The organism is Cryobacterium sp. (genome assembly GCF_026786305.1).
Lineage (GTDB): Bacteria > Actinomycetota > Actinomycetes > Actinomycetales > Microbacteriaceae > Cryobacterium.
Genome location: NZ_JAJAYI010000054.1, coordinates 1 through 18,712, shown reverse-complemented (window position 1 = coordinate 18,712; position 18,712 = coordinate 1). Strand labels below are relative to the sequence as shown.

The following is an 18,712-nucleotide window of genomic DNA, read 5'->3' as shown; positions in this document are numbered from 1 at the left end:
GGGGGCGGGCCCCCCCCCCCAAAACCCTCAATGTTTGAGCGAGGAGCGGATGACCCGTCGCCGACGCAGGCCGCGCCAAGAAGCCGCGGTACGCGCTGAAGCCGCGGTACGCGCTGCTACTCGCGCATCTTGAGCTCCCCACGGGCGATCCGGGTCGGAGCCGCCTGGGCGACCGGTTTGATCACGATCAGGTCGAGGTTCACGTGCGCCGGCCGTTCCACGCTCGACACGATGGTCTCGGCAATGTCCTCGGCCGAGAGCGGATTGGGCACATTGTCGTAGGCAGCGAAGGCTTTGTCGGCGTCACCGTTGAAGCGAACCAGACCGAACTCATCCGTTCTGACCATGCCCGGCGCGATCTCGATCACCCGAATCGGCTCCCCCGAGAGCTCGAGCCGCAGCACCTCGGTCATCGCGTGGGCGGCGAACTTGGCCGCGTTGTAGCCGCCACCGCCCAGATAAGCGACATGGCCCGCAATCGACGTGACGGTCACGATGTCGGCCGACCCTGCCCCGGAGTCGATGCCGGCGCGCAGTAGCGGCAGAATGGCCGTGGTGACCCGTTTGACGGCGAGCACATTGATCTCGAACATCCAGGCCCAGTCCTCGATACTGCCGGCCTCGACCGTGTCGAGGCCCTTGGCGCCGCCGGCGTTGTTGACGAGGGCGTGCACCGGGCCGGTCGCGGCCAGATAATCGCGCAGGGCGTCGACATCCGCTTGCACCGTGAGGTCGGCGGTGAAGACGTCCGCTCCCGTTTGCGCTTGCAGCGTTGCGAGGCGATCCGCACGCCTCGCGACACCGACCACATCCCATTCGTGCTCACGGAATAGGCGCACGCTGGCGCTTCCGATTCCTGAACTTGCACCGGTCACCACAACTCGTCGAGTACTCATTTCTCCATTGTGGCGGGAGAATGGCTTCAATGAGCGCACTGAGCACGACCACCACACACCCGCAGAAGCGTCGCGTTCCCCTCTGGGACAACGCTCGCTGGATTGCGATCACCCTCGTGGTGGTCGGGCACGCGATTCTCAAACTCATCGGTGAAGCGGATAGCGCGTACACGATGTACCTGTTCATCTACGCCTTCCACGTTCCCGTCTTTGTTGCCGTGAGTGGCTATTTCGCGAAGTCGGGACCGCCCGGCGCGTTGCAGATGCAGCGATTGCTCACCGACCTTGTCTTTCCGTACATCATTTTCGAGACGATCTGGACGGCACTGCGCTGGATTCTCGGCGGCACGCTCGTGCTCGACTACTCGACCGCGAGCTGGACCCTGTGGTTTTTCCTCGCACTGCTGTTGTGGCGCATCGCGCTGCCCTACCTTGTGCTGCTGCGCTATCCCCTCACGATCAGCATCATGATCTCGATCGGGGCCGGCTACCTCTCGAATATCGACGGAACATTCGCCCTCTCCCGTACCCTCGGGCTGCTGCCGTTCTTCGTGTTCGGCTGGAAACTGCGCCAGTGGCTTCTGACCGATACCTGGCTGGAGCTGCGCGCCGGCCTGGTCTGGCGCTGGCGGGCCGGTGCACTCGGCCTTTTTGGCCTGCTGTACCTGCTGATCGGGCTCAACATCGAGACCCTGCGTATCCTGCAGGTGCGCCGTTTTCTGCTCTATGACGAGTCGTACGCGACGTTTGACTATTCCGAGTTCTGGGCCGGCGGCATCCGTCTGGCTGTCATGCTGCTCGCCTTCGCGCTCATCGTGGCGTTCCTCATGCTCATACCGCGGCGCACGACCTGGTTCACCGACCTCGGCGCGGCGACGATGTATATCTACCTGCTGCACACCTTTGTGCTCTACCCGCTGCGCGAGACCGGGGTGCTGGACGGCCCACAGCCGGGGTGGGTGTTGCCGGGCATGATCGCACTGAGCGTGGTGATCTCGATCGTGCTGTCGCTGCCCGTCGTGCGGCGGCTGGTTCGGCCCCTGGTGGAGCCGAAGGCGCGCTGGCTGTTTGGGCCGACGGCGACGACTCCAACCGGCACGATCGTGCCGCCGCACCGCAATCCCAAGTAGCCGCACGCACAACATGACGTTGTGTTTCGTTCGCTCTTGCACGGCCATTCGGGCCTCTTTATGCTCGGGCCAGAGCGCTGGAGAGTCCACGCCGTATGAGCCGGAGGCTATCGTGACCGACAATTCTTCATCGTGGAAGTTCGAAACCAAGCAGGTTCACTCCGGCGCTCGACCCGACCCGGTCACGAACGCGCGGGCCACGCCGATCTACCAGACCACCTCGTACGTATTCAACAGCGCCGAGCACGCCCAGAACCTGTTCGCTCTGGCCGAATTCGGCAACATCTATACCCGCATCCAGAACCCCACCCAGGCGGTCGTCGAAGAGCGCGTCGCTGCCCTGGAGGGCGGAACCGCGGCGCTGCTGCTGTCGAGCGGTCAGTCGGCATCCACTTTTGCGGTGTTGAACATTGCGCAGGCCGGCGACCACATCGTGTCGTCGAGCTCGATCTACGGCGGCACCTACAACCTGTTCAAGTACACCCTGGCCAAACTGGGCATCGAGGTCACCTTCGTCGAGGACCAGGATGACGCGGCCGAATGGCAGCGAGCGGTGCGACAGAACACCAAGCTGTTCTTCGCCGAGACCATCGGCAACCCGCGCATCAACGTGCTCGACATTTCGCTGGTAGCGGATGTCGCCCACGCGGCCGGCATTCCGCTCATCGTTGACAACACGATCGCCACGCCCTACCTCATTCGCCCGTTCGAGCACGGCGCCGACATCATCGTGCACTCGGCCACGAAGTTTCTCGGCGGCCACGGCACCATAATCGGCGGCGTACTCGTCGACGGCGGCAAATTTGAGTGGTCCAAGAACGTGGAGAAGTTTCCCGGCCTGACCGAACCCGACCCGTCGTACCACGGTGCGAGCTACACCACTGCGGTCGGCGACGGCCTCGCCTACGTCATCAAGGCCCGCGTGCAGCTACTGCGTGACCTCGGCTCGGCCATCGCCCCGGCGAGCGCCTGGCAGTTGATTCAGGGCATTGAGACGCTCAGCCTGCGCATCGAACGCCACGTGCAGAATGCCCAGGACATCGCCGAGTGGCTCGACAACCACGACGATATCGCCTCGGTGAACTACGCCGGATTGCCGTCGAGCCCGTGGTATGCCAACGCCAACAAGTACGCGCCGCTCGGCGTCGGTGCGGTGCTCTCGTTCGAGCTCAAGGGTGGTGTCACGGCCGGCCGCGCACTCGTCGACAACCTGAACCTGTTCAGCCACCTCGCCAACATCGGCGACGTGCGCTCCCTGGTGATCCACCCAGCCTCGACCACGCACGCCCAGCTCACCCCGGAGCAGCAGCTCACCGCCGGCGTCACGCCCGGCCTTGTGCGCCTCTCGGTCGGCATCGAGAACGTCGCCGATCTGAAAGCCGACCTCGAGGAAGGTTTGGCCGCCGCCCGAGCGGTCGTCAAACGCGACCGCACCGACGCCTGAACCACACGTCAAACGCGACCGCACCGACGCCTGAACCACGCGTCAAACGCGACCGCACCAACGCCTGAACCACACGTCAAACGCGACCGCACCAACGCCTGGGGCCCTACAGGCCATCTTCGCCCGGGAGTTCGACGTAACATGCGCCCGGGTAGTTCATTCGACCGCCAGACTGGACGCGTATGGAATGGCAATCGTCAGCAGACACGGTCCCGTCGAGCTTCATCACCGAAGCCCAGGCGCGCTCGGTGCTCGGCAAGCCTCCGGCCACCGGCGCCTGGCGAGACGGCGACCCGGTCGGCCACCGACAGTTCGTCAACCTCGGCCCCCTCAGTTTCGAGGCCGGGGGCACCCTGCCGGACGCCCGCCTCGCCTACGAGACCTGGGGCACCCTCAGTCCGGCCGGCGACAATGCCGTGCTCGTGCTGCACGCCCTCACCGGTGACAGCCACGTGGCCTTCGCGCCCGGGCCCGGGCAGGAGATCGGAGGCTGGTGGAACGGCATCGTCGGCCCCGGCCTCGCCGTCGACACCGATGTGTGGTTCGTCGTGGCGCCGAACATGCTCGGCGGCTGCCAGGGCAGCACCGGGCCGGCCTCGCTCGCGCCCGACGGGACGGAGTGGGGCATCCGCTTTCCCTATCTGACCATTCGCGACCAGGTGAGCGCGCAACGGGTGTTCAGCGACCGACTCGGCATCGACCGGTGGACGGCCGTCATCGGCGGTTCCATGGGCGGCATGCACGCCCTTGAGTGGGCGATCGAGACCCCCGACCGGGTCGACCGTCTGATCCTTCTGGCCGCGCCGCCGATCACGACCGCCGACCAGATCGCCCTCAACTCGGTGCAGATCGAGGCCATTCGCACCGACCCGGCTTTTCGAGCCGGTGACTACTACGACGAAGCGGATGGCGACGGTCCGACCCGTGGGCTGGCCCTGGCCCGTCGAATGGCATTGTTGAACTACCGAAGTCCGGCCGAACTCAACGCTCGCTTCGACCGTGGCTGGCAGAGCGACATCAGTCCGCTCGGCGAAAACGGTCGCTTCGCCGTGGAATCGTACCTTGACTTTCATGGCAATAAATTCACCCGACGCTTCGACGCCAACAGCTACATCGTGCTGGTCGAAGCCATGAACTCGCACGATGTCGGTCGCGGTCGCGGCGGTGTCGCGGCCGCCCTCGGTCGGGTAACGGCCCGCTCGGTCGTCGTCGGAATCGACAGCGACCGACTGTTCCCGGTCGATGGCCAGCGCACCATCGCCGCTCACCTGCCGAACAATATCGATGGCCCCACCGCGGTGGTGCTCGAATCCGGGTACGGTCACGATGGATTTCTCATCGAGAACGATGCAATCGGCGCCCAGATTCGACGGGTGTTGCACTAGGGCGAACCCGCGTGTGTCCCGCCCGGTATGGTGCTGATAGAACACGTTCATTCTCAACCGGACAGGCACCCATGCAACGCATTGTCAAGGAGCGCGATCGCCTCTTACGAAGAGCGGTGCAAGCGGCCGGGCTGACCGGGTCGGCAACGACGATGGCGTGCCTTCTCGTGCCCGGCGGGCTGGAAGCCGGCGCGCGCCTGTGGGCCGCTGTGCTCGTACTATTTCTGACCGCTGGACAATACCTGCTGGGCAGCACCGGGGCCCTGCGGTGGGCCGTCCTGACCGTGCTCAGCGGGATAGCGATCATTCTGGTCGTCGGCTTCACCAGCCATCCGGGCGTTCCCCCGAACCTGATCGAGGAGAGCGTCATCGGTATGGTCTCCACCGCGCCGATGTGCGCGATCGCGGCCGTCCTGCTGACCAGCCCGCGCCGACTGCTGCTGCTCGTGTCGTGCTTCGTGCTCACCGTCACGAGCGTGGCTGTCGTGACGGTCAACGCGCCCGACCGCGCGGTGCTGCTGACCCTGACCGTGAGTATGTGGCTGGCCTTCACCCTCGCGTCCTGGTGGATGGCGCAGAGCGTGCCCCGCGTGATGCATCGCATCGCCGCGATCGGGCGCGCCCACCGTGCCGAACGTCACGCGAGCGAGCTGGAGGCGCAGCGCCGCCAGGATGCCCGCCTGCTGCACGACACGGTACTCGCCACCCTCACTCTGCTCGCCCACTCCGGTGTCGGGGTGAGCCCGGCCGCCCTACAAAAACAGGCCGGCGACGACGCCCGTCTGCTGCGCCAGTTGCGCCTCGGCGGCCTGCCGACCCCGCGTCGGTCCGGGGTCTACAGCCTGGAACCGGCGACGGTACTCACCCTCGGCGACACCCTCGACGCCGTGCGCCAACGTTTTGAACGCATGGGCCTCACGGTCAACTGGCACGGTAGAGGCCAGGTGCAACTGCACAGCAACGTACTCGATTCGTTTCTGCTGGCCCTGTCGGAATGCCTCGAAAACGTGCGCCGCCACTCCGGTGTCGACCACGCCGATGTGACCATAACGGATGACGACACCACCGTTCGCGCGATGGTCACCGACACCGGGGTCGGCTTCGACCTCGGCCAGGTCGGGTCGGAACGGCTCGGCGTCGCCGAATCGGTCATCGCACGGCTGCGGGATGTCGGCGGCAACGCCCGCCTGTTCTCCTCGCCCGGCGCCGGAACGACGGTCGTGCTCGAGGTGCCCAAGTGAACCAGTTCAGCGATACCGCGCCCATCGCCACCCACCCGCGGGCACGCGGTGTCGGTTCGCGTCTGCTCGGCGGTCCCTCCGAACGCATCTGGCCGCCGGCATCCGCTGACCACCGCACCCGAGCGGACCTGTTGCCGTTGCGTTTTCCGCGCACGATGCTGCGCGGAGACGGGCGCATCACCGTCTTCCGGTCGGACCAGAACGGTTTGGGTGCGCGTCATCTCGGCATCGGCATGAGCGTCAGTGGGGCGTGCATCGCTCTGTTTCTGCTCGTGCGGCTGATAATTCAGTGGGACCCGGCGCACCTTCCGGTGCTGAGCATTCTGGCCTGGGCGATTCTGCTGGCGACGGCGGTGGCCGTGAACCTCGCGGTGCACAAACTCGCGTCCCGCATGCCGCTTTGGCTGTTCCTGGTTGCCATCGGCGCCTGTGCGGTCGTCGTCGCGCTGGATCTGGCCGGATCGTGGGGGGTGGCCGGCACGGCAGCTTTCCCCACCGCGGCCCCGGCCGTCGGGGCTTTTCTGCTGTCGATCGTGACGCTGCGGGAGGCCGGCGATATCGCCATGGCCACCGGTGCCCTCGGCCTGACCATGAGCGCGGCGACCCTGTTCACAACGCGCGACGACCTGCTCACCCTCGGCCCGGATATTCTCTCCATTGCCCTGGCGGTGGCGCCGGCGCTGGTCGGTGCGAGCATCGTGCAGGCGTTTCGGCGCATGGTGCAGCGCGAACTCGACCTCGTGCTGGTGCAGAGCACGGTGTCCCAGCCGCGATTCGCGGTCGGCATGCTTGCCTCCGAACAGCTGGCCCGGCTCGACTTCGACGCCGAGACCCTGCTCGACGATGTGGCCCAGGGCCGCACGGCACTTCCGCTCGCGCTGTCGACGGCGACGACGGCGGCTTCCCTGGCCACCCAACTGCGTTTGCAGCTGATCCAGGGCCGCACCGAAACCTGGCTGCACCATGCCATCACCGAGAGTGAATTTCTCGGCCCGGTCGTTGCGCTGAGCGATCCGGCCGGCCTGGCCGGCCTGCTGTCACCGCCGCAACGCGATGGGCTGCTGCTGACAATTTGGCTGCTGATCGGGGATACGGCCCGGTCCGGGGCATCCGTCTCACTGCGTCTTGGACCAATTGCCCCCACGCACGGGGCGGGTCCGCATCGAAAAGTGCGATTTCCGATCGAATTGACCACAACGGGGATAGCGCGGCGGCGTGTCGATCCGGAAACGTGGCAGGCGATTCGTGCGGTTGGCCCGCATGTGGACTCCAACCAGGCCGGAAGCCTTCGGGTAGACATCGAGTGCAGTGTGGACAATCCCGCGGATGCCTAGTGTTGGGGATTTTGACGATAAGGTGCAGGGAGTAGGAGGCAGAAAATGACGACAACAGACCGTCCCATTCGTTTGGCCCTTGTTGATGATCACAGGATGCTCTTGGGGGCACTCACCGAGTGGATCCGGAGCGCCGCCGATGACATCGAGATGGTGGCGGCGGTGACCACCTGGCCCGAGCTGCTCACGCATCCCGAGTTTCCGGTGGACGTCGTGCTGCTTGACCTCGATCTCAAGGACAACATTCCGGTGTCCCTGAAGATTTCCACGCTCAAGACGACCGGCGTGAAGACGGTGCTCATGAGCACCTATTCTGAGCCGGCCCTCGTGCGCGAAGCCCTCGCGGCGGGAGCGCTCGGCTACCTCGTGAAGAGCGAGGAGGCGAACATGATCGTCGACGCCATTCGCGCCGCCTACAACGGCAAGTCGTACATTTCGGCTGAGCTCGACTATGCGCTCAACTCGACCGAGAACGTCGAAGGTCCGCGCCTCAGTGCGCAGGAACGCCGGGTCATGGCGCTCTACGGTGCCGGCGAGCCGGTGAAGGCCGTCGCCTACCAGCTCGGCATCTCCGAGGAGACCGCCAAGAGCTACCTCAAGCGCATTCGCGAGAAGTACCGCCTCGCCGGGTACGACGTGGGAACCAAGGTCGCGCTGCGCAAGCGAGCCATCCACGACGGCATTCTGCTGACGGACTAGCGCGCAGCATCCGCTGCTGACCTGGCCGGCCAGCATGTCGATATGCTGGCCGGTCCGCCGCGTCAACGCGGGCAGACGATCGGTATCAGTTGGGTGCCGTAGGGCACGTGCTGGCCCGCCTGGCGACGCTGACGGTCGATGCTGAAGGTGAGCAGGGTCAGCAGCACACCGATCGCGCTCAACCCAACGCCGATCCAGACCGGCGCGAGGTAGCCGAGCCCCGCAGCGATCGCGGCACCGCCCAGGGCCGCACCAAGGGCATTGCCGACGTTCAGCGAGGAATGGTTGAGCGCCGCGGCGAGCGACTGGCTCTCGTGGGCGACGTCCATCAGCCGCGCCTGAATGGTCGGCGAGAGAGCGGAGGCGCCGGCGCCGATCAGGAACACGCTCGCCAGCAGCCCGGCCAGGAACTGCGCCGACAGGCCGAGCGTGACGAGGGCGACGATGAGTACGCCGAAGGAGATGTACATCGTGCGGCGCACGCTCCAGTCGGCCAGCGCTCCCCCGGTGAAGTTGCCGGCCGTCATGCCGAGGCCGACGACCACCAGAACGAGCGGCACCGCGGCGGCGGCGAGCCCGGTGATCTCGATCACGAGCGGCGCGACGTAGGTGTACACGGCGAACAGCCCGCCGAAGCCGATCGCGCCGATCGACAGGGTGATCCAGACCTGCAGCCTGCGGAACGCCCGCAGCTCGGCGCGCATCGTGGCCTTCGGGTTGCCGGCCTGGAAGGGCACGAACACGGCGACGGCCACGAGGGTGAGCGCGAAAATTGCGGCGACGACGAGGTAGGCCGCGCGCCATCCGCTGGTCTGACCGATCCAGGTGATCGTCGGCACCCCGATGACGTTGGAGATCGTCAGGCCGCTCAACACGATCGCTATGCCGCGGGCACGCTTGCCGGGACCCATCAGGTGGGCCGCGACGAGCGAAGCAATGCCGAAGTAGGCGCCGTGCGGCAGCCCGGCCACGAACCGGGCGGCGAGCACGGTCTCGAAGGTGGGCAGCAGTGCCGAGGCGATGGTGCCGAGGGTGAACGCGGTCAGCAGACCGAGCAGCAATTGTTTGCGCGGCCAGCGGGCAGCGGCCGCGGCAATCGTCGGCGCTCCGACGACAACGCCGAGGGCGTAGGCCGAGATGAGCCAGCCGGCCTGCGCGTTGGCGGCATCCGGTGCGCTGGCGTAGAGGCCCGGCAGCAGGTCGGCGGCGAGGTTCGGCAGCAGACCCATGGCGACGAATTCAGTTGCGCCGATGCCGAAGCCGCCGAGGGCGAGGGCGAGGAGGGCAAGACGAATTCGGGTCGACGACAGCTGCGTCGACCCGTCAGGAGTGAGGGGCATGCGATAAGCCTAAGCCTCGGCCTGCTCGCGTGTGGGGTCTGGCCCCCGGCGAACCTGCAGATCACTCCGCGATCTCAGGCGTCGAGGGCGGTCTCCAGACGCTCCAGCTTGCCGGTCAGCTCGCCGGTGTGCCCGGGACGAATGTCGGCCTTGAGCACGAGGGAAACGCGCGGTCCGAATGCGCTCACCGCCTCGGTCGCCGCCTTGATGACGGCAAAGACCTCGTCCCAGTCGCCCTCGATGGTGGTGAACATGGAATCGGTGTGGTTGGGCAGGCCGGATTCGCGCACGATGCGCACGGCGGCGGCGACCGCATCGTGCACGGATCCCTGCGAGTCGGCGGCACCGGACGGTGCGACAGAAAAAGCTACGAGCATGGTGTCTCCCTAAATGTTGTGGTCGGTGGCGGTAAGGTGTGGGCCAACGGATGCGGGTTCGCCCCGCGGTGGCCTGAGTCGATACAGGGCTCGGAGCGCCCAGCCGAGCAGCACGAACTCGAGCAGGTTACGCAGGCTCAGCACGAGCACCAAGAACGGATTGGCCACGAGCACCCAGTAATACAGGTAGGGGTAGACGACCTGGGTGAGGGCGGCCAGCGCAAGCCCGAGCAACGCCGGTGTGCGCCAGGGCCGGCCGTTCACCACGATCCCCAGAATGATCGGAGCGGCCAGCCAGCTGATGAACTGCGGCGAACCAACCTTGTTGAACGCGATCAGGGTCACCGTCAACGCGAGCGTCAACGGCGGCAGAACCGCCAGCCAGCCCGCACCCCGGCGCTGGGCCCGCAGGCCGAGCAGCAGCACGGCGGCGGCGGCGAGCGCCAGCAGCGGAGTCATCACGGCGCTCATGATCGTGGTGCCCGTGCCGGCGACCTGAAATGTGAGAAGCTGGCGGTCGTAGTAGATGAAACTGCCGTTCACTCCGAGCACGGCCTGCCAGAGCCACGGCCCGGCGACGGGCGATTCGATCTGGATCCCCCGGCCCGCCTGCTCGGCCACGAAACTCAGCACGTGAATGCCGCTTCCTCGGCTCAGGCTGAGCGTCGCGGCCACAGCGACGACCGCCGCGGTGACCGCAGCGGCGACCCCGAGCATCCGCCAGCGCAGTCGCGACGCCACGAACAGGGCGGCGAGCGCCGCGACCGGCCAGATCTTGATCCAGGTCGCAAGTGTGAGCAGCATCGTGCCCCACAGTGGGCGGCGGCGCAGCCAGAGCAGGGCGACGATGCAGAGCGGCACCGTGACCGAGTCGATGCGGAGGAGCGCGATCGGACCGAGCAGGGCTAGAAAGACCAGCCACCACCAGGCCGCTCGTTGGTGTGAGCGCACAAGCACGAAAAATGCCCCGGCGTTCAACCCGGTCACCAGTACAAACCAGGTTCCGAGGTAGGCCGCGCCTCCGAGGACGAACGCGCTGACGATCGGCACCAGGGCGAGCACCGGGTACACGAAGTTCTCGGTGATTCCGACGAGGCTGCCAGCCACCGCGTTCTCCGCCCAGCCGCGGTAAACGACCCTGACATCGCCGAGCGGATGCCCGGGCCCGAACAGGGCCAAAACGATCAGCAGCAGGTGCACGAGCGCGAAAGCCGACCACAGCGCGGCGCGCGGATGCCGCAGAACCGGCCGCGTGGGCCGCGGTATGGTGTCGCTGCGGGTCTCGTCGTGAATTCGCACGCTTTACTTTCGCACAGGCAACCGCTTCGCCGCATCGCGTCCCGCTCTAACGGGTCGGGCGTGGTCCCGGATCGATCCCGTGGCCCAGGAACGCAGCGACGGCCCGCGGCACGGCATCGGCCACGTCGAGGGCCGCGATCGGACCACCGGCGGAAGCCAGGTTCGCGGCTTCGGCATGCAGGAGCGCGGCGGTGGCTACGAGCGGGGCGAGGGAGGCGGCATCCGCTTCGAGCTGGTCGGAATGGGTGGCCAGGAGCGCCCCGAGAATTCCGCCGAGCACGTCGCCCGACCCGGCCGTGGCCAGCCAGGCCGGCCCGGTCGACACGGTCAGCCGAGCGCCCGACGGCGATGCCACGTGGGTGACGGCCCCCTTGAGCAGCACCGTCACGTCGAACAGACGCGCGGCACGAATGGCCCACTCGCCCGGGTTCGCGGCGATCTGCGAGGCGGAGCCCGGCTTGGCCTCATTCGCGAGCATCACGGCCAGTTCGCCAGCGTGCGGGGTGATCACGGTCGGCCCGATCGCGCGCGACATCAGGTCGAGGGCGCCCGCGTCGAGGACGGTGGGCAGGCCCTCGGCGAGCGCCGCCCTGAGGGCGGTGGTGACGGCATCCGATCTCGTGGTCGAGTTGATGCCGGAGCCGAGCAGCCACGCTTGCACGCGGCCGGGCACGGTCACGATCTCGGGACGGCGCTGCAGCACGAGGGTGGCGGCGCGGCGCGGACCGAGGTAGCGAACCATGCCGAGGCCGGTTCGCACGGCCGCGTCGACACCGAGCACGGCGGCACCCGGGTAGTCCCTGGAGCCGGTGCGCACTCCGAGCACTCCGCGCGAGTATTTGTCGTCACCGGCCTCCGGCCGGGAGATCCAGTCGCGGGCCTGTTCAGCCTCCCATTCGAGCCAGCCACACGGTTTCACCATGCCTCCACGATAGGTCGTTTTGGCTGGCCCCGGCCACCTCAAGCGGATGCCCCGGCGCTGGCCGTCGACAGCGGCGGCCAGCTGGGGCCGGTTCAGTGTGCCGACTGCGATTCTTCGCGCTCCCGCATGGGGCGGCGATCGGACGCCGGGGTCTGCGACACGCAGATGATGTTGCCCTCGGTGTCTTTGAACCACGCCGCACGTTCCTCATTCATCGTCGCGATGCCGTCTTCAGTTTTCAATCCCGGAAAATCGTATTCCTGGAACGTGACGCCACGACCGCGCAGGGCGGCGACCTCAGCGTCGATATCGTCGGTGACGAATGCGATCGCGGTGTTGGCCGCGGTGCCGGCATTGTCGGTTTCGTAGACCATAATCGCGGCGCCTTTCGGGGTGCGATAAAGCAACCCCTCCACCCGCTCTTCATCGGGTTCCATACCGAGCACGTCCTTGTAGAAGCGCCGGGCACGTGCCAGATCACGTGCGGGAAGTACCGAGTAGGTTTCTAATTGGCTGAACATGAGCTTTCCCTTTCTGCACCCACTGTGCATTTTTCAGGAATTATTTTACCCCCGTCCCGCCGCCTTGGCGAGGTGCGAGGGGTATCCGCGAGTCACCGGCCCAGCGCGGGTCAGTCTCGGGCTGTGTCGGCGAAGCGTTTCCGCGCTATCTGGGGGATCGACCTGGGGCCAACCCGGTTATTCCTCCATGACCGCCAGGCTGCGACGTTCCAGGTCGGCGAGGCTGTCCCGTAATCTGGCCTGTCCGTCGTGGCGAATTGATCCTTGAAACATTTCTTTGAGTTTTCTTTCGCGACTTTCGGCTTTTCGGGTCGATATTCCTGATTTTTCCTCGGGAATGTCGGTGGGTGGATGTTGGGTTGAATCATGAACAACGTGGCACTGGAACTAACACAGGCCGCCGCCGCCGTGGCGGCGCTGGGGGGTTCGAGCGCCGAGTTCAGCCGTCTGTCGGATGCGCAGGTGCTTGCCGCTCGGGGTCCGATCGCTGATCTGTTGCGGCTGAGTAATACGGCGGCGGCGTTGCTGGCGGGCACGATTGCCGAGCGGTCCCGGCCGCAGTGGGGCCAGTCCGGTCTGGCGGCGCGGCAGGGGTTTGGTAATCCGACGTTGATGGTGCAGCACGCCACAGGCCTGAGCCGCATCGACGCCGGCCGGCTACTCGCGGTCGGGGTGCTGATGAGCGACACCGAGACCGCCGAACGGCTGGCGGCCGAACGGCTGGCGGCCGACGCCGCGCGTGACGCGGCGCCGTTATCCCCGGCACCGCCGGTCGCGCCGCTGCCGGTCGTGCTGCCGGTCGTGCTGCCGGTGCCGTGGCAGGCGCCGATCGTGCACGCCGTCGCTGACGGCCGTGTCTCGCCCGGCGTCGCCGACGCCCTACTGCGGGGCCTGGGCACCCTGGACCAAGCCATCACCGCCGAGAAACTCGCCGCGGCCCTACGCGTGCTGCTGGCCACGGCTCCGGGGATGAACACCGAACAGGCCTACAAACGCGCCCGGCGGCTGCGCGACGACCTCGACGCAGCCGGCGTTCTCGCGCGGGAAAAACAAGCGCGCGACGACACGAGCTGGTCGCTGTGGCGACGCGCTGACGGCATGGTCACCCTCCACGCCCTGCTACCACCGGAGCAGGGCGAACTGTGGCTGGCGACCTACGACGCACTGACCAGCCCGCGCCGCGGCGGCGTCAGGTTCGTTGACCCAGAGCGGGCAGCGTGGGCGCAGAGCGTGAAAGACGACCCGCGCACCCTCGACCAGATCGCCGCCGATTCCTTCACCCAACTGCTCACACTCGGCGCCGACGCCGACCCCAACACCCTTTTCGGCGGCCGCCGCCCCTCCGTACGCGTCATCGTCACCGAACACAACCGCCCCACTATCCCCAGCGGCGGCAGCAGCAGTGGCAAGTCAGCGTTTGGATACCTGGAGGGCAACCCTGCCCCGGTGTCCGGTGAGACGATCGACCGGCACCTGTGCGGCTCCGGCTACCTCGGAATTCTCTTCGACCACACCGGGCAACCCCTCAACATCGGCCGCGACCAACGCCTCTTCACCACCGCCCAACGCCACGCCCTCGCGGTACGCGACGGCGGATGCCGCTGGCCCAGCTGCGACCAACCACCCTCCTGGACCGAAACCCACCACATCGAAAACTGGCTCACCGACCACGGCCTCACCAACATCGACCACGCCATCCTGCTCTGCGCCCCACACCACCTGCTCCTTCACAACCGGGGCTGGAAAGTACTCCACAAAGCCAGCCAGTACTGGCTGCAACCCCCAGCCGAAATCGACCCCGAGCAGACGCTCATCGCACTCCCCAGCAAAAACCCCCTCATGACCGAGGACCTCCGACTCGACCCAACGGCGGTTCATCTCACCGGAGCCGGCACCGACAACAAGAGCGAGGCACGCGATGGCGGTCTTGACACACTCGACCAACGAAACACGCCCGACCAACGAGACCAGCTCGACCAACGAGGCACGCTTGACCAACGGAATGGGCGCGACCAACGGAATAGGCGCGACCAACGAGGCACGCTTGACCAACGATATGGGCGCGACCCGAGACCGGGTCACCCACCGGGCGACTGGCGCAACTGAACTCGGGACCGAAACTGAACCCGGCCGCTGCCCGTGTGGGCGCACCGACGACAATGGCCAGACACGGGATGGCGACAGGCTCTAGTCGCGGCGGGTGGCGTCTTGCACTTCGCCGACGAGTTCCTCGATGATGTCCTCGAGAAAGAGCACCCCGGTGGTCTCGCCCTCGGCGGTGAACGAGCGGGCCAGGTGCGCGCCCGAGCGGCGCATGGTGGCGAGGGCATCTTCGAGGTCGGTGTCTTCGAAAATAGAAATCAAGGCACGGATGCGCTTGGCCGGAATTCGCCCGGCGTAGCTGTCCGGTGCGGCCAGCGTTGCGGCACCGGTCACAGCCGAAGCAACATCGAGGTCGAGCACGTCTTTCAGGTGCACGTACCCGGTGAGGTAGCCCTCGGCGTCCGCGAGTACGTAGCGGGAGAAGCCGTGGCGTGTCACGGCCTTCTCCACGTCGGCGGGCGTGGCCGACTCCGGCAGGCTGACCAGCGTGGCCAGGCCCACAGCCACGTCCCGCACCTTGAGATTGGTGAACTCGAACGTTGCCGTGAGGGCGCCGGTTCCGTCGCTCAGCACACCCTCACGGGTGGACTGGGTGACGATCGTGGCGACCTCATCGAGGGTGTACGCGCTCGTTGCCTCGTTCTTCGGCTGCACCCCGAACAGGCGCAACACACCGTTGGCGCAGGCGTTGAGGGTGACGATCAGCGGCTTGAAAACGCGAGCGACGAATACGAGTGGCGGCGCGAGCAGCAGAACAGCTCGGTCCGGCACCGAGAATGACAGGTTCTTCGGCACCATCTCACCAAACACGACGTGCAGGTAGGAGACCAGCAGCAGCGCAACGATGAACGCGATGGTGCCGATCGCGGCATCGGGCAGACCGGTCAGGCCCAGCGGCACCTCCAGCAGGTGGTGGATCGCCGGCTCGGAGACGTTCAGAATGAGCAGCGAGCACACCGTGATACCCAGCTGGGAGGTCGCCAACATAAGAGTCGCGTGTTCCATCGCCCACAGCGCGGTCTTGGCGCTGCGTTTTCCGGCCTCGGCGAGCGGTTCGATCTGGGAGCGGCGGGCCGAGATGACGGCGAATTCCGCTCCGACGAAGAAGGCGTTGGCGGCGAGAAGCACGACCAACCAGGCAATTCCGGCCCAGTCGCTCATGTGTCGCTCACCTTCTTTCGGTCGGACTTGGTTTCACCGGACAGCGCGGGTTCTGGGGCGGCCCCGGGGGTGAAGCGCAGCCGGTCGATGCGGCGCCCCTCGAGCCGTTCCACGGTGAGGAATCCGCCGCTGACCGGCACGCGATCGCCGATCAACGGCAGCCGGCCCAGCTCGCTCATGACAAAACCGGCCACGGTCTCGTACGGGCCCTGCTCCGGCACGACGACGCTCGTGCGATCGAGCAGTTCGTCGGGGCGCAGCATGCCGGGAAAGGTCAGAGAATCGGGTGAGCGAACCACGCCGGCACGGGCACGGTCGTGCTCGTCGGCAACCTCACCGACCAGTTCCTCGACCAGGTCTTCGAGAGTGACCACGCCGGCGGTACCGCCATACTCATCGACGACGATCGCCATCTGGTAACCACGACCGCGCAGCTCGCCGAGCAGGTCGTCGAGTTTCATCGTTTCGGGCACGCGCACCGGGTCGGTCTGCAGGGCTGACACCGGAACATCCGCTCGGCGAGTGCGGGGCACGGCCACCGCCTGCTTGACATGCACGATGCCCACGACGTCGTCGACGCTTTCGTCGACGACGGGAAAACGCGAGTAACCGGTGGAGCGGGCGAGGTCGATGACGGCCTGCGCCGAATCGGTGCGGTGAATGCTCGCGACGCGCGGTCGCGGCGTCATGACGTCGGAAGCCGTGTGCCCGGAGAACAACAGTGTGCGGTGCAGCAGGGTCGCGGTGTCCTTTTCGAGCAGTCCGGCGCTGGCCGAACGGCGCACGAGCGAGGAGAGTTCCTCGGCGGTGCGAGCGCCGGAAAGTTCTTCTTTCGGTTCAATGCCGACGGCGCGCAGCAAGCCGTTGGCGCTGTTGTTGAGCACGAGCACGGCCGGTTTGAACACGGCCGTGAACACGGTCTGGAACGGAAGCACCAGGCGAGCAGTCTGAATGGGCAGGGCGAGCGCGAAGTTCTTCGGAACCAGCTCGCCGATGACCATCGACACCAGGGTCGCCGTCACGATCGCGATCGTGGTGCCGAACGCCGGAACGAGGTCGACGGGCAGTCCCACCGCGGTGAGTGGGCCGCGGAGCAGCGACGACAGTGCCGGTTCGATCGTGTATCCGGTGAGCAGCGTCGTGAGGGTGATGCCCAGCTGCGCGCTCGAGAGGTGCGTCGAGGTGATTTTCAGCGCGGCAATGGTGAGAGCGAGGCGGGTCTCCCCGCGATCGCGTCGCGCTTCGAGGTCGGCGCGGTCAAGATTCACCAGGGCGAACTCACTGGCGACGAAAAGGCCCGTTCCGACGGTCAGGATGAGTCCAAACCCGAGCATGATCAACTCAGACAAGGATTTCACCGCCAGCGGCTACGGGCGAGGGTTTGTGGGAAGCGGGTTCAGCAGTGGGAGGGTCATCCATTATTCACCGAAGTATACCGGGCACACCTGTCGGAACGCCCGGTGGTCGAGCAGTGCCGGCTACCAGCGCAGCCCCAGACCGTTCGGCAGCGCCTCCAGCGCTACCAAGACACCGGCAGCGCCTTGCCCTCTTCGTAGCCGGCGGCCGACTGAATGCCCACGAGCGCTTTCTCGTGAAAGTCGGCGACGGTGGTGGCCCCGGCGTAGGTGAACGAGGAGCGCACCCCCGAGGTGATCATGTCGAGCAGGTCCTCGATCGACGGCCGCAGCGGATCAAGGTAGATCTTCGAGCTTGAGATTCCCTCGGCGAACAGGGTCTTGCGGGCGAGGTCGTAGGCGTCGAGGCGCTCGAAACGCGCCTGAACGGCCTTCGTCGACGCCATTCCCCAGCTTTCCTTGTAGAGCGCACCACGGGCATCCGCATTCAGTGTGCCGGGTGCTTCGGTGGTTCCAGCGAACCAGGAACCGATCATGACGGATGCTGCGCCAGCGGCCAGCGCCAGCGCCACGTCCCGCGGGTAGCGCACCCCGCCATCGGCCCAGACGTGAGCACCGAGTTCACGTGCTGCTGTTGCCGTTTCGAGCACGGCCGAGAACTGGGGCCGACCGACGGCGGTCATCATGCGGGTGGTGCACATGGCGCCCGGACCGACTCCGACCTTGACGATTGTGGCCCCGGCACCGACCAGGTCGCGCACGGCGTCCTTGGTGACGACGTTGCCGGCCACGATCGGCAGTCCGAGGTTCAGGTCGGCGACAATGCCGAGTGCGCGCAGCATGCCGTGCTGGTGGCCGTGCGCGGTGTCGATGACGAGAATGTCGACGTCGGCCGCGGCGAGCGCTCGGGCCTTTGCGGCGACGTCGCCATTGATGCCGATCGCCGCGGCGACCTTGAGTCGTCCGTTCGCATCGAGGGTGGGCTGATAGAGCGTGGAGCGCAGGGCGCTCTTGCGGCTGAGGGTTCCGACGACGACGCCGTGGTGCAGCACCGGCGCGAAGTCGATGTCGGCCTCGGTCATCAGGTCGAACGCGCGGCGCGGCCCGTCGACGTCATCGGCGTCGAGCGCGGTCAGTTCACCGTGTAGCAGATCGCCGAGGCGAGCGTCGGGCAGGGCGGTCGCCAGCCGACTGGCGACGATGCAGCCGAGGTAGTCACCGCCGCCGGAGTGAATCACGATTCCCTGCCCGGGAACGGCCGGAACCTGCCGCAATGCCCGTTCGACGGTGTCGTCCGGGGCGAACACGAACGGCGTGTCGAAACGAACAGACTGGTCTTTTACCCAGCGGATGGCCGCATCCAGATCTTGCAAGTGCATGTCCTGCGGTAGCACCCCGAGTCCGGGGGGCGGGGGGGGGGGGGGGGGGCGGGGCGGGCCGGGGGCCCGGGGGGGGTAAGTATAGCAGGAGCGGAGATGGGGGGGGGTGGGGGGGGTCGGGGGGGC

The 18,712-nt window shown here is 66.7% G+C and carries 15 protein-coding genes and 1 pseudogene; 7 read left to right on the top strand and 9 right to left on the bottom strand.

Annotated elements, in window-relative coordinates; genetic code table 11:
- Positions 1-116 precede the first annotated feature (116 nt).
- Positions 117-896 carry an SDR family NAD(P)-dependent oxidoreductase gene (locus tag LH475_RS05610; protein WP_196843114.1) on the bottom strand — a complete coding sequence of 260 codons (780 nt, stop codon included), beginning with the start codon at positions 894-896 and terminating at the stop codon, positions 117-119.
- A 29-nt stretch (positions 897-925) separates the two neighbouring features.
- On the opposite strand from LH475_RS05610, the gene LH475_RS05605 reads away from it, so the two are divergent.
- From LH475_RS05605 to LH475_RS05580, 6 genes are all read left to right on the top strand, one after another.
- Positions 926-2,026 carry an acyltransferase family protein gene (locus LH475_RS05605; protein ID WP_297413073.1) on the top strand — a complete coding sequence of 367 codons (1,101 nt, stop codon included), beginning with the start codon at positions 926-928 and terminating at the stop codon, positions 2,024-2,026.
- A 112-nt stretch (positions 2,027-2,138) separates the two neighbouring features.
- Positions 2,139-3,470 (top strand): bifunctional o-acetylhomoserine/o-acetylserine sulfhydrylase, encoded by a 1,332-nt coding sequence (locus LH475_RS05600; protein ID WP_297413072.1) that lies wholly within the window; start codon positions 2,139-2,141, stop codon positions 3,468-3,470.
- A gap of 182 nt (positions 3,471-3,652) precedes the next feature.
- Positions 3,653-4,855, top strand: coding sequence for a homoserine O-acetyltransferase (locus LH475_RS05595; RefSeq protein ID WP_196843111.1), 1,203 nt, complete (start codon positions 3,653-3,655; stop codon positions 4,853-4,855).
- 71 nt (positions 4,856-4,926) lie between these two features.
- The gene (locus tag LH475_RS05590) at positions 4,927-6,096 is read left to right on the top strand and encodes an ATP-binding protein (RefSeq protein WP_196843110.1); all 1,170 of its coding nucleotides are present in this window, start codon (positions 4,927-4,929) and stop codon (positions 6,094-6,096) included.
- Positions 6,093-7,430: a US12 family protein gene (locus LH475_RS05585; RefSeq protein WP_196843109.1), complete on the top strand. Its 1,338-nt coding sequence runs from the start codon at positions 6,093-6,095 to the stop codon at positions 7,428-7,430. Before LH475_RS05590 ends, LH475_RS05585 begins: the two co-directional genes overlap by 4 nt.
- A 45-nt stretch (positions 7,431-7,475) precedes the next feature.
- Positions 7,476-8,129, top strand: a complete 654-nt coding sequence (locus LH475_RS05580; protein ID WP_196843108.1) for a response regulator transcription factor — start codon at positions 7,476-7,478, stop codon at positions 8,127-8,129.
- A gap of 62 nt (positions 8,130-8,191) precedes the next feature.
- Here LH475_RS05580 and LH475_RS05575 read toward each other — a convergent pair whose 3' ends face one another.
- From LH475_RS05575 to LH475_RS05555, 5 genes are all read right to left on the bottom strand, one after another.
- Entirely contained in the window at positions 8,192-9,469 is a 1,278-nt protein-coding gene (locus tag LH475_RS05575) for an MFS transporter (RefSeq protein WP_196843107.1), read from the bottom strand.
- Positions 9,470-9,543: 74 nt separating this feature from the next.
- On the bottom strand, positions 9,544-9,846 hold the full coding sequence (locus LH475_RS05570) for a thiamine-binding protein (RefSeq protein ID WP_196843106.1): 303 nt from the start codon (positions 9,844-9,846) through the stop codon (positions 9,544-9,546).
- Positions 9,847-9,855: 9 nt separating this feature from the next.
- Positions 9,856-11,145: a glycosyltransferase 87 family protein gene (locus LH475_RS05565; protein WP_196843105.1), complete on the bottom strand. Its 1,290-nt coding sequence runs from the start codon at positions 11,143-11,145 to the stop codon at positions 9,856-9,858.
- Between the two features lie 46 nt (positions 11,146-11,191).
- Positions 11,192-12,067 carry an ADP/ATP-dependent (S)-NAD(P)H-hydrate dehydratase gene (locus LH475_RS05560; protein WP_196843104.1) on the bottom strand — a complete coding sequence of 292 codons (876 nt, stop codon included), beginning with the start codon at positions 12,065-12,067 and terminating at the stop codon, positions 11,192-11,194.
- Between the two features lie 92 nt (positions 12,068-12,159).
- Positions 12,160-12,588 carry a VOC family protein gene (locus LH475_RS05555; protein WP_196843103.1) on the bottom strand — a complete coding sequence of 143 codons (429 nt, stop codon included), beginning with the start codon at positions 12,586-12,588 and terminating at the stop codon, positions 12,160-12,162.
- 366 nt (positions 12,589-12,954) lie between these two features.
- Here LH475_RS05555 and LH475_RS05550 point away from each other — a divergent pair, with 366 nt between their 5' ends.
- Complete coding sequence (locus LH475_RS05550; RefSeq protein WP_297413071.1) at positions 12,955-14,694, top strand: HNH endonuclease signature motif containing protein; 1,740 nt, start codon at positions 12,955-12,957, stop codon at positions 14,692-14,694.
- Positions 14,695-14,775: 81 nt separating this feature from the next.
- On the opposite strand, the gene LH475_RS05545 is transcribed toward LH475_RS05550, so the two are convergent.
- The 3 genes and pseudogenes from LH475_RS05545 to LH475_RS05535 all read right to left on the bottom strand — a co-directional run.
- Positions 14,776-15,852 (bottom strand): hemolysin family protein, encoded by a 1,077-nt coding sequence (locus tag LH475_RS05545; protein ID WP_196843101.1) that lies wholly within the window; start codon positions 15,850-15,852, stop codon positions 14,776-14,778.
- Positions 15,849-17,186 (bottom strand): hemolysin family protein, encoded by a 1,338-nt coding sequence (locus tag LH475_RS05540; protein ID WP_297413074.1) that lies wholly within the window; start codon positions 17,184-17,186, stop codon positions 15,849-15,851. Before LH475_RS05540 ends, LH475_RS05545 begins: the two co-directional genes overlap by 4 nt.
- A gap of 185 nt (positions 17,187-17,371) precedes the next feature.
- Positions 17,372-18,610: pseudogene (locus LH475_RS05535) on the bottom strand (GuaB1 family IMP dehydrogenase-related protein); the annotation flags it as partial.
- Between the last annotated feature and the right edge of the window lie 102 nt (positions 18,611-18,712).

Bases quoted from the DNA above. Each gene is read 5' to 3' on its own strand.
- LH475_RS05555 (WP_196843103.1), bottom strand. From the start codon at position 12,588: ATGTTCAGCCAATTAGAAACCTACTCGGTACTTCCCGCACGTGATCTG.
- LH475_RS05605 (WP_297413073.1), top strand. From the start codon at position 926: ATGAGCGCACTGAGCACGACCACCACACACCCGCAGAAGCGTCGCGTT.
- LH475_RS05580 (WP_196843108.1), top strand. From the start codon at position 7,476: ATGACGACAACAGACCGTCCCATTCGTTTGGCCCTTGTTGATGATCAC.
- LH475_RS05560 (WP_196843104.1), bottom strand. From the start codon at position 12,067: ATGGTGAAACCGTGTGGCTGGCTCGAATGGGAGGCTGAACAGGCCCGC.
- LH475_RS05540 (WP_297413074.1), bottom strand. From the start codon at position 17,186: ATGCTCGGGTTTGGACTCATCCTGACCGTCGGAACGGGCCTTTTCGTC.
- LH475_RS05545 (WP_196843101.1), bottom strand. From the start codon at position 15,852: ATGAGCGACTGGGCCGGAATTGCCTGGTTGGTCGTGCTTCTCGCCGCC.
- LH475_RS05570 (WP_196843106.1), bottom strand. From the start codon at position 9,846: ATGCTCGTAGCTTTTTCTGTCGCACCGTCCGGTGCCGCCGACTCGCAG.
- LH475_RS05610 (WP_196843114.1), bottom strand. From the start codon at position 896: ATGAGTACTCGACGAGTTGTGGTGACCGGTGCAAGTTCAGGAATCGGA.
- LH475_RS05595 (WP_196843111.1), top strand. From the start codon at position 3,653: ATGGAATGGCAATCGTCAGCAGACACGGTCCCGTCGAGCTTCATCACC.
- LH475_RS05590 (WP_196843110.1), top strand. From the start codon at position 4,927: ATGCAACGCATTGTCAAGGAGCGCGATCGCCTCTTACGAAGAGCGGTG.
- LH475_RS05550 (WP_297413071.1), top strand. From the start codon at position 12,955: ATGAACAACGTGGCACTGGAACTAACACAGGCCGCCGCCGCCGTGGCG.
- LH475_RS05575 (WP_196843107.1), bottom strand. From the start codon at position 9,469: ATGCCCCTCACTCCTGACGGGTCGACGCAGCTGTCGTCGACCCGAATT.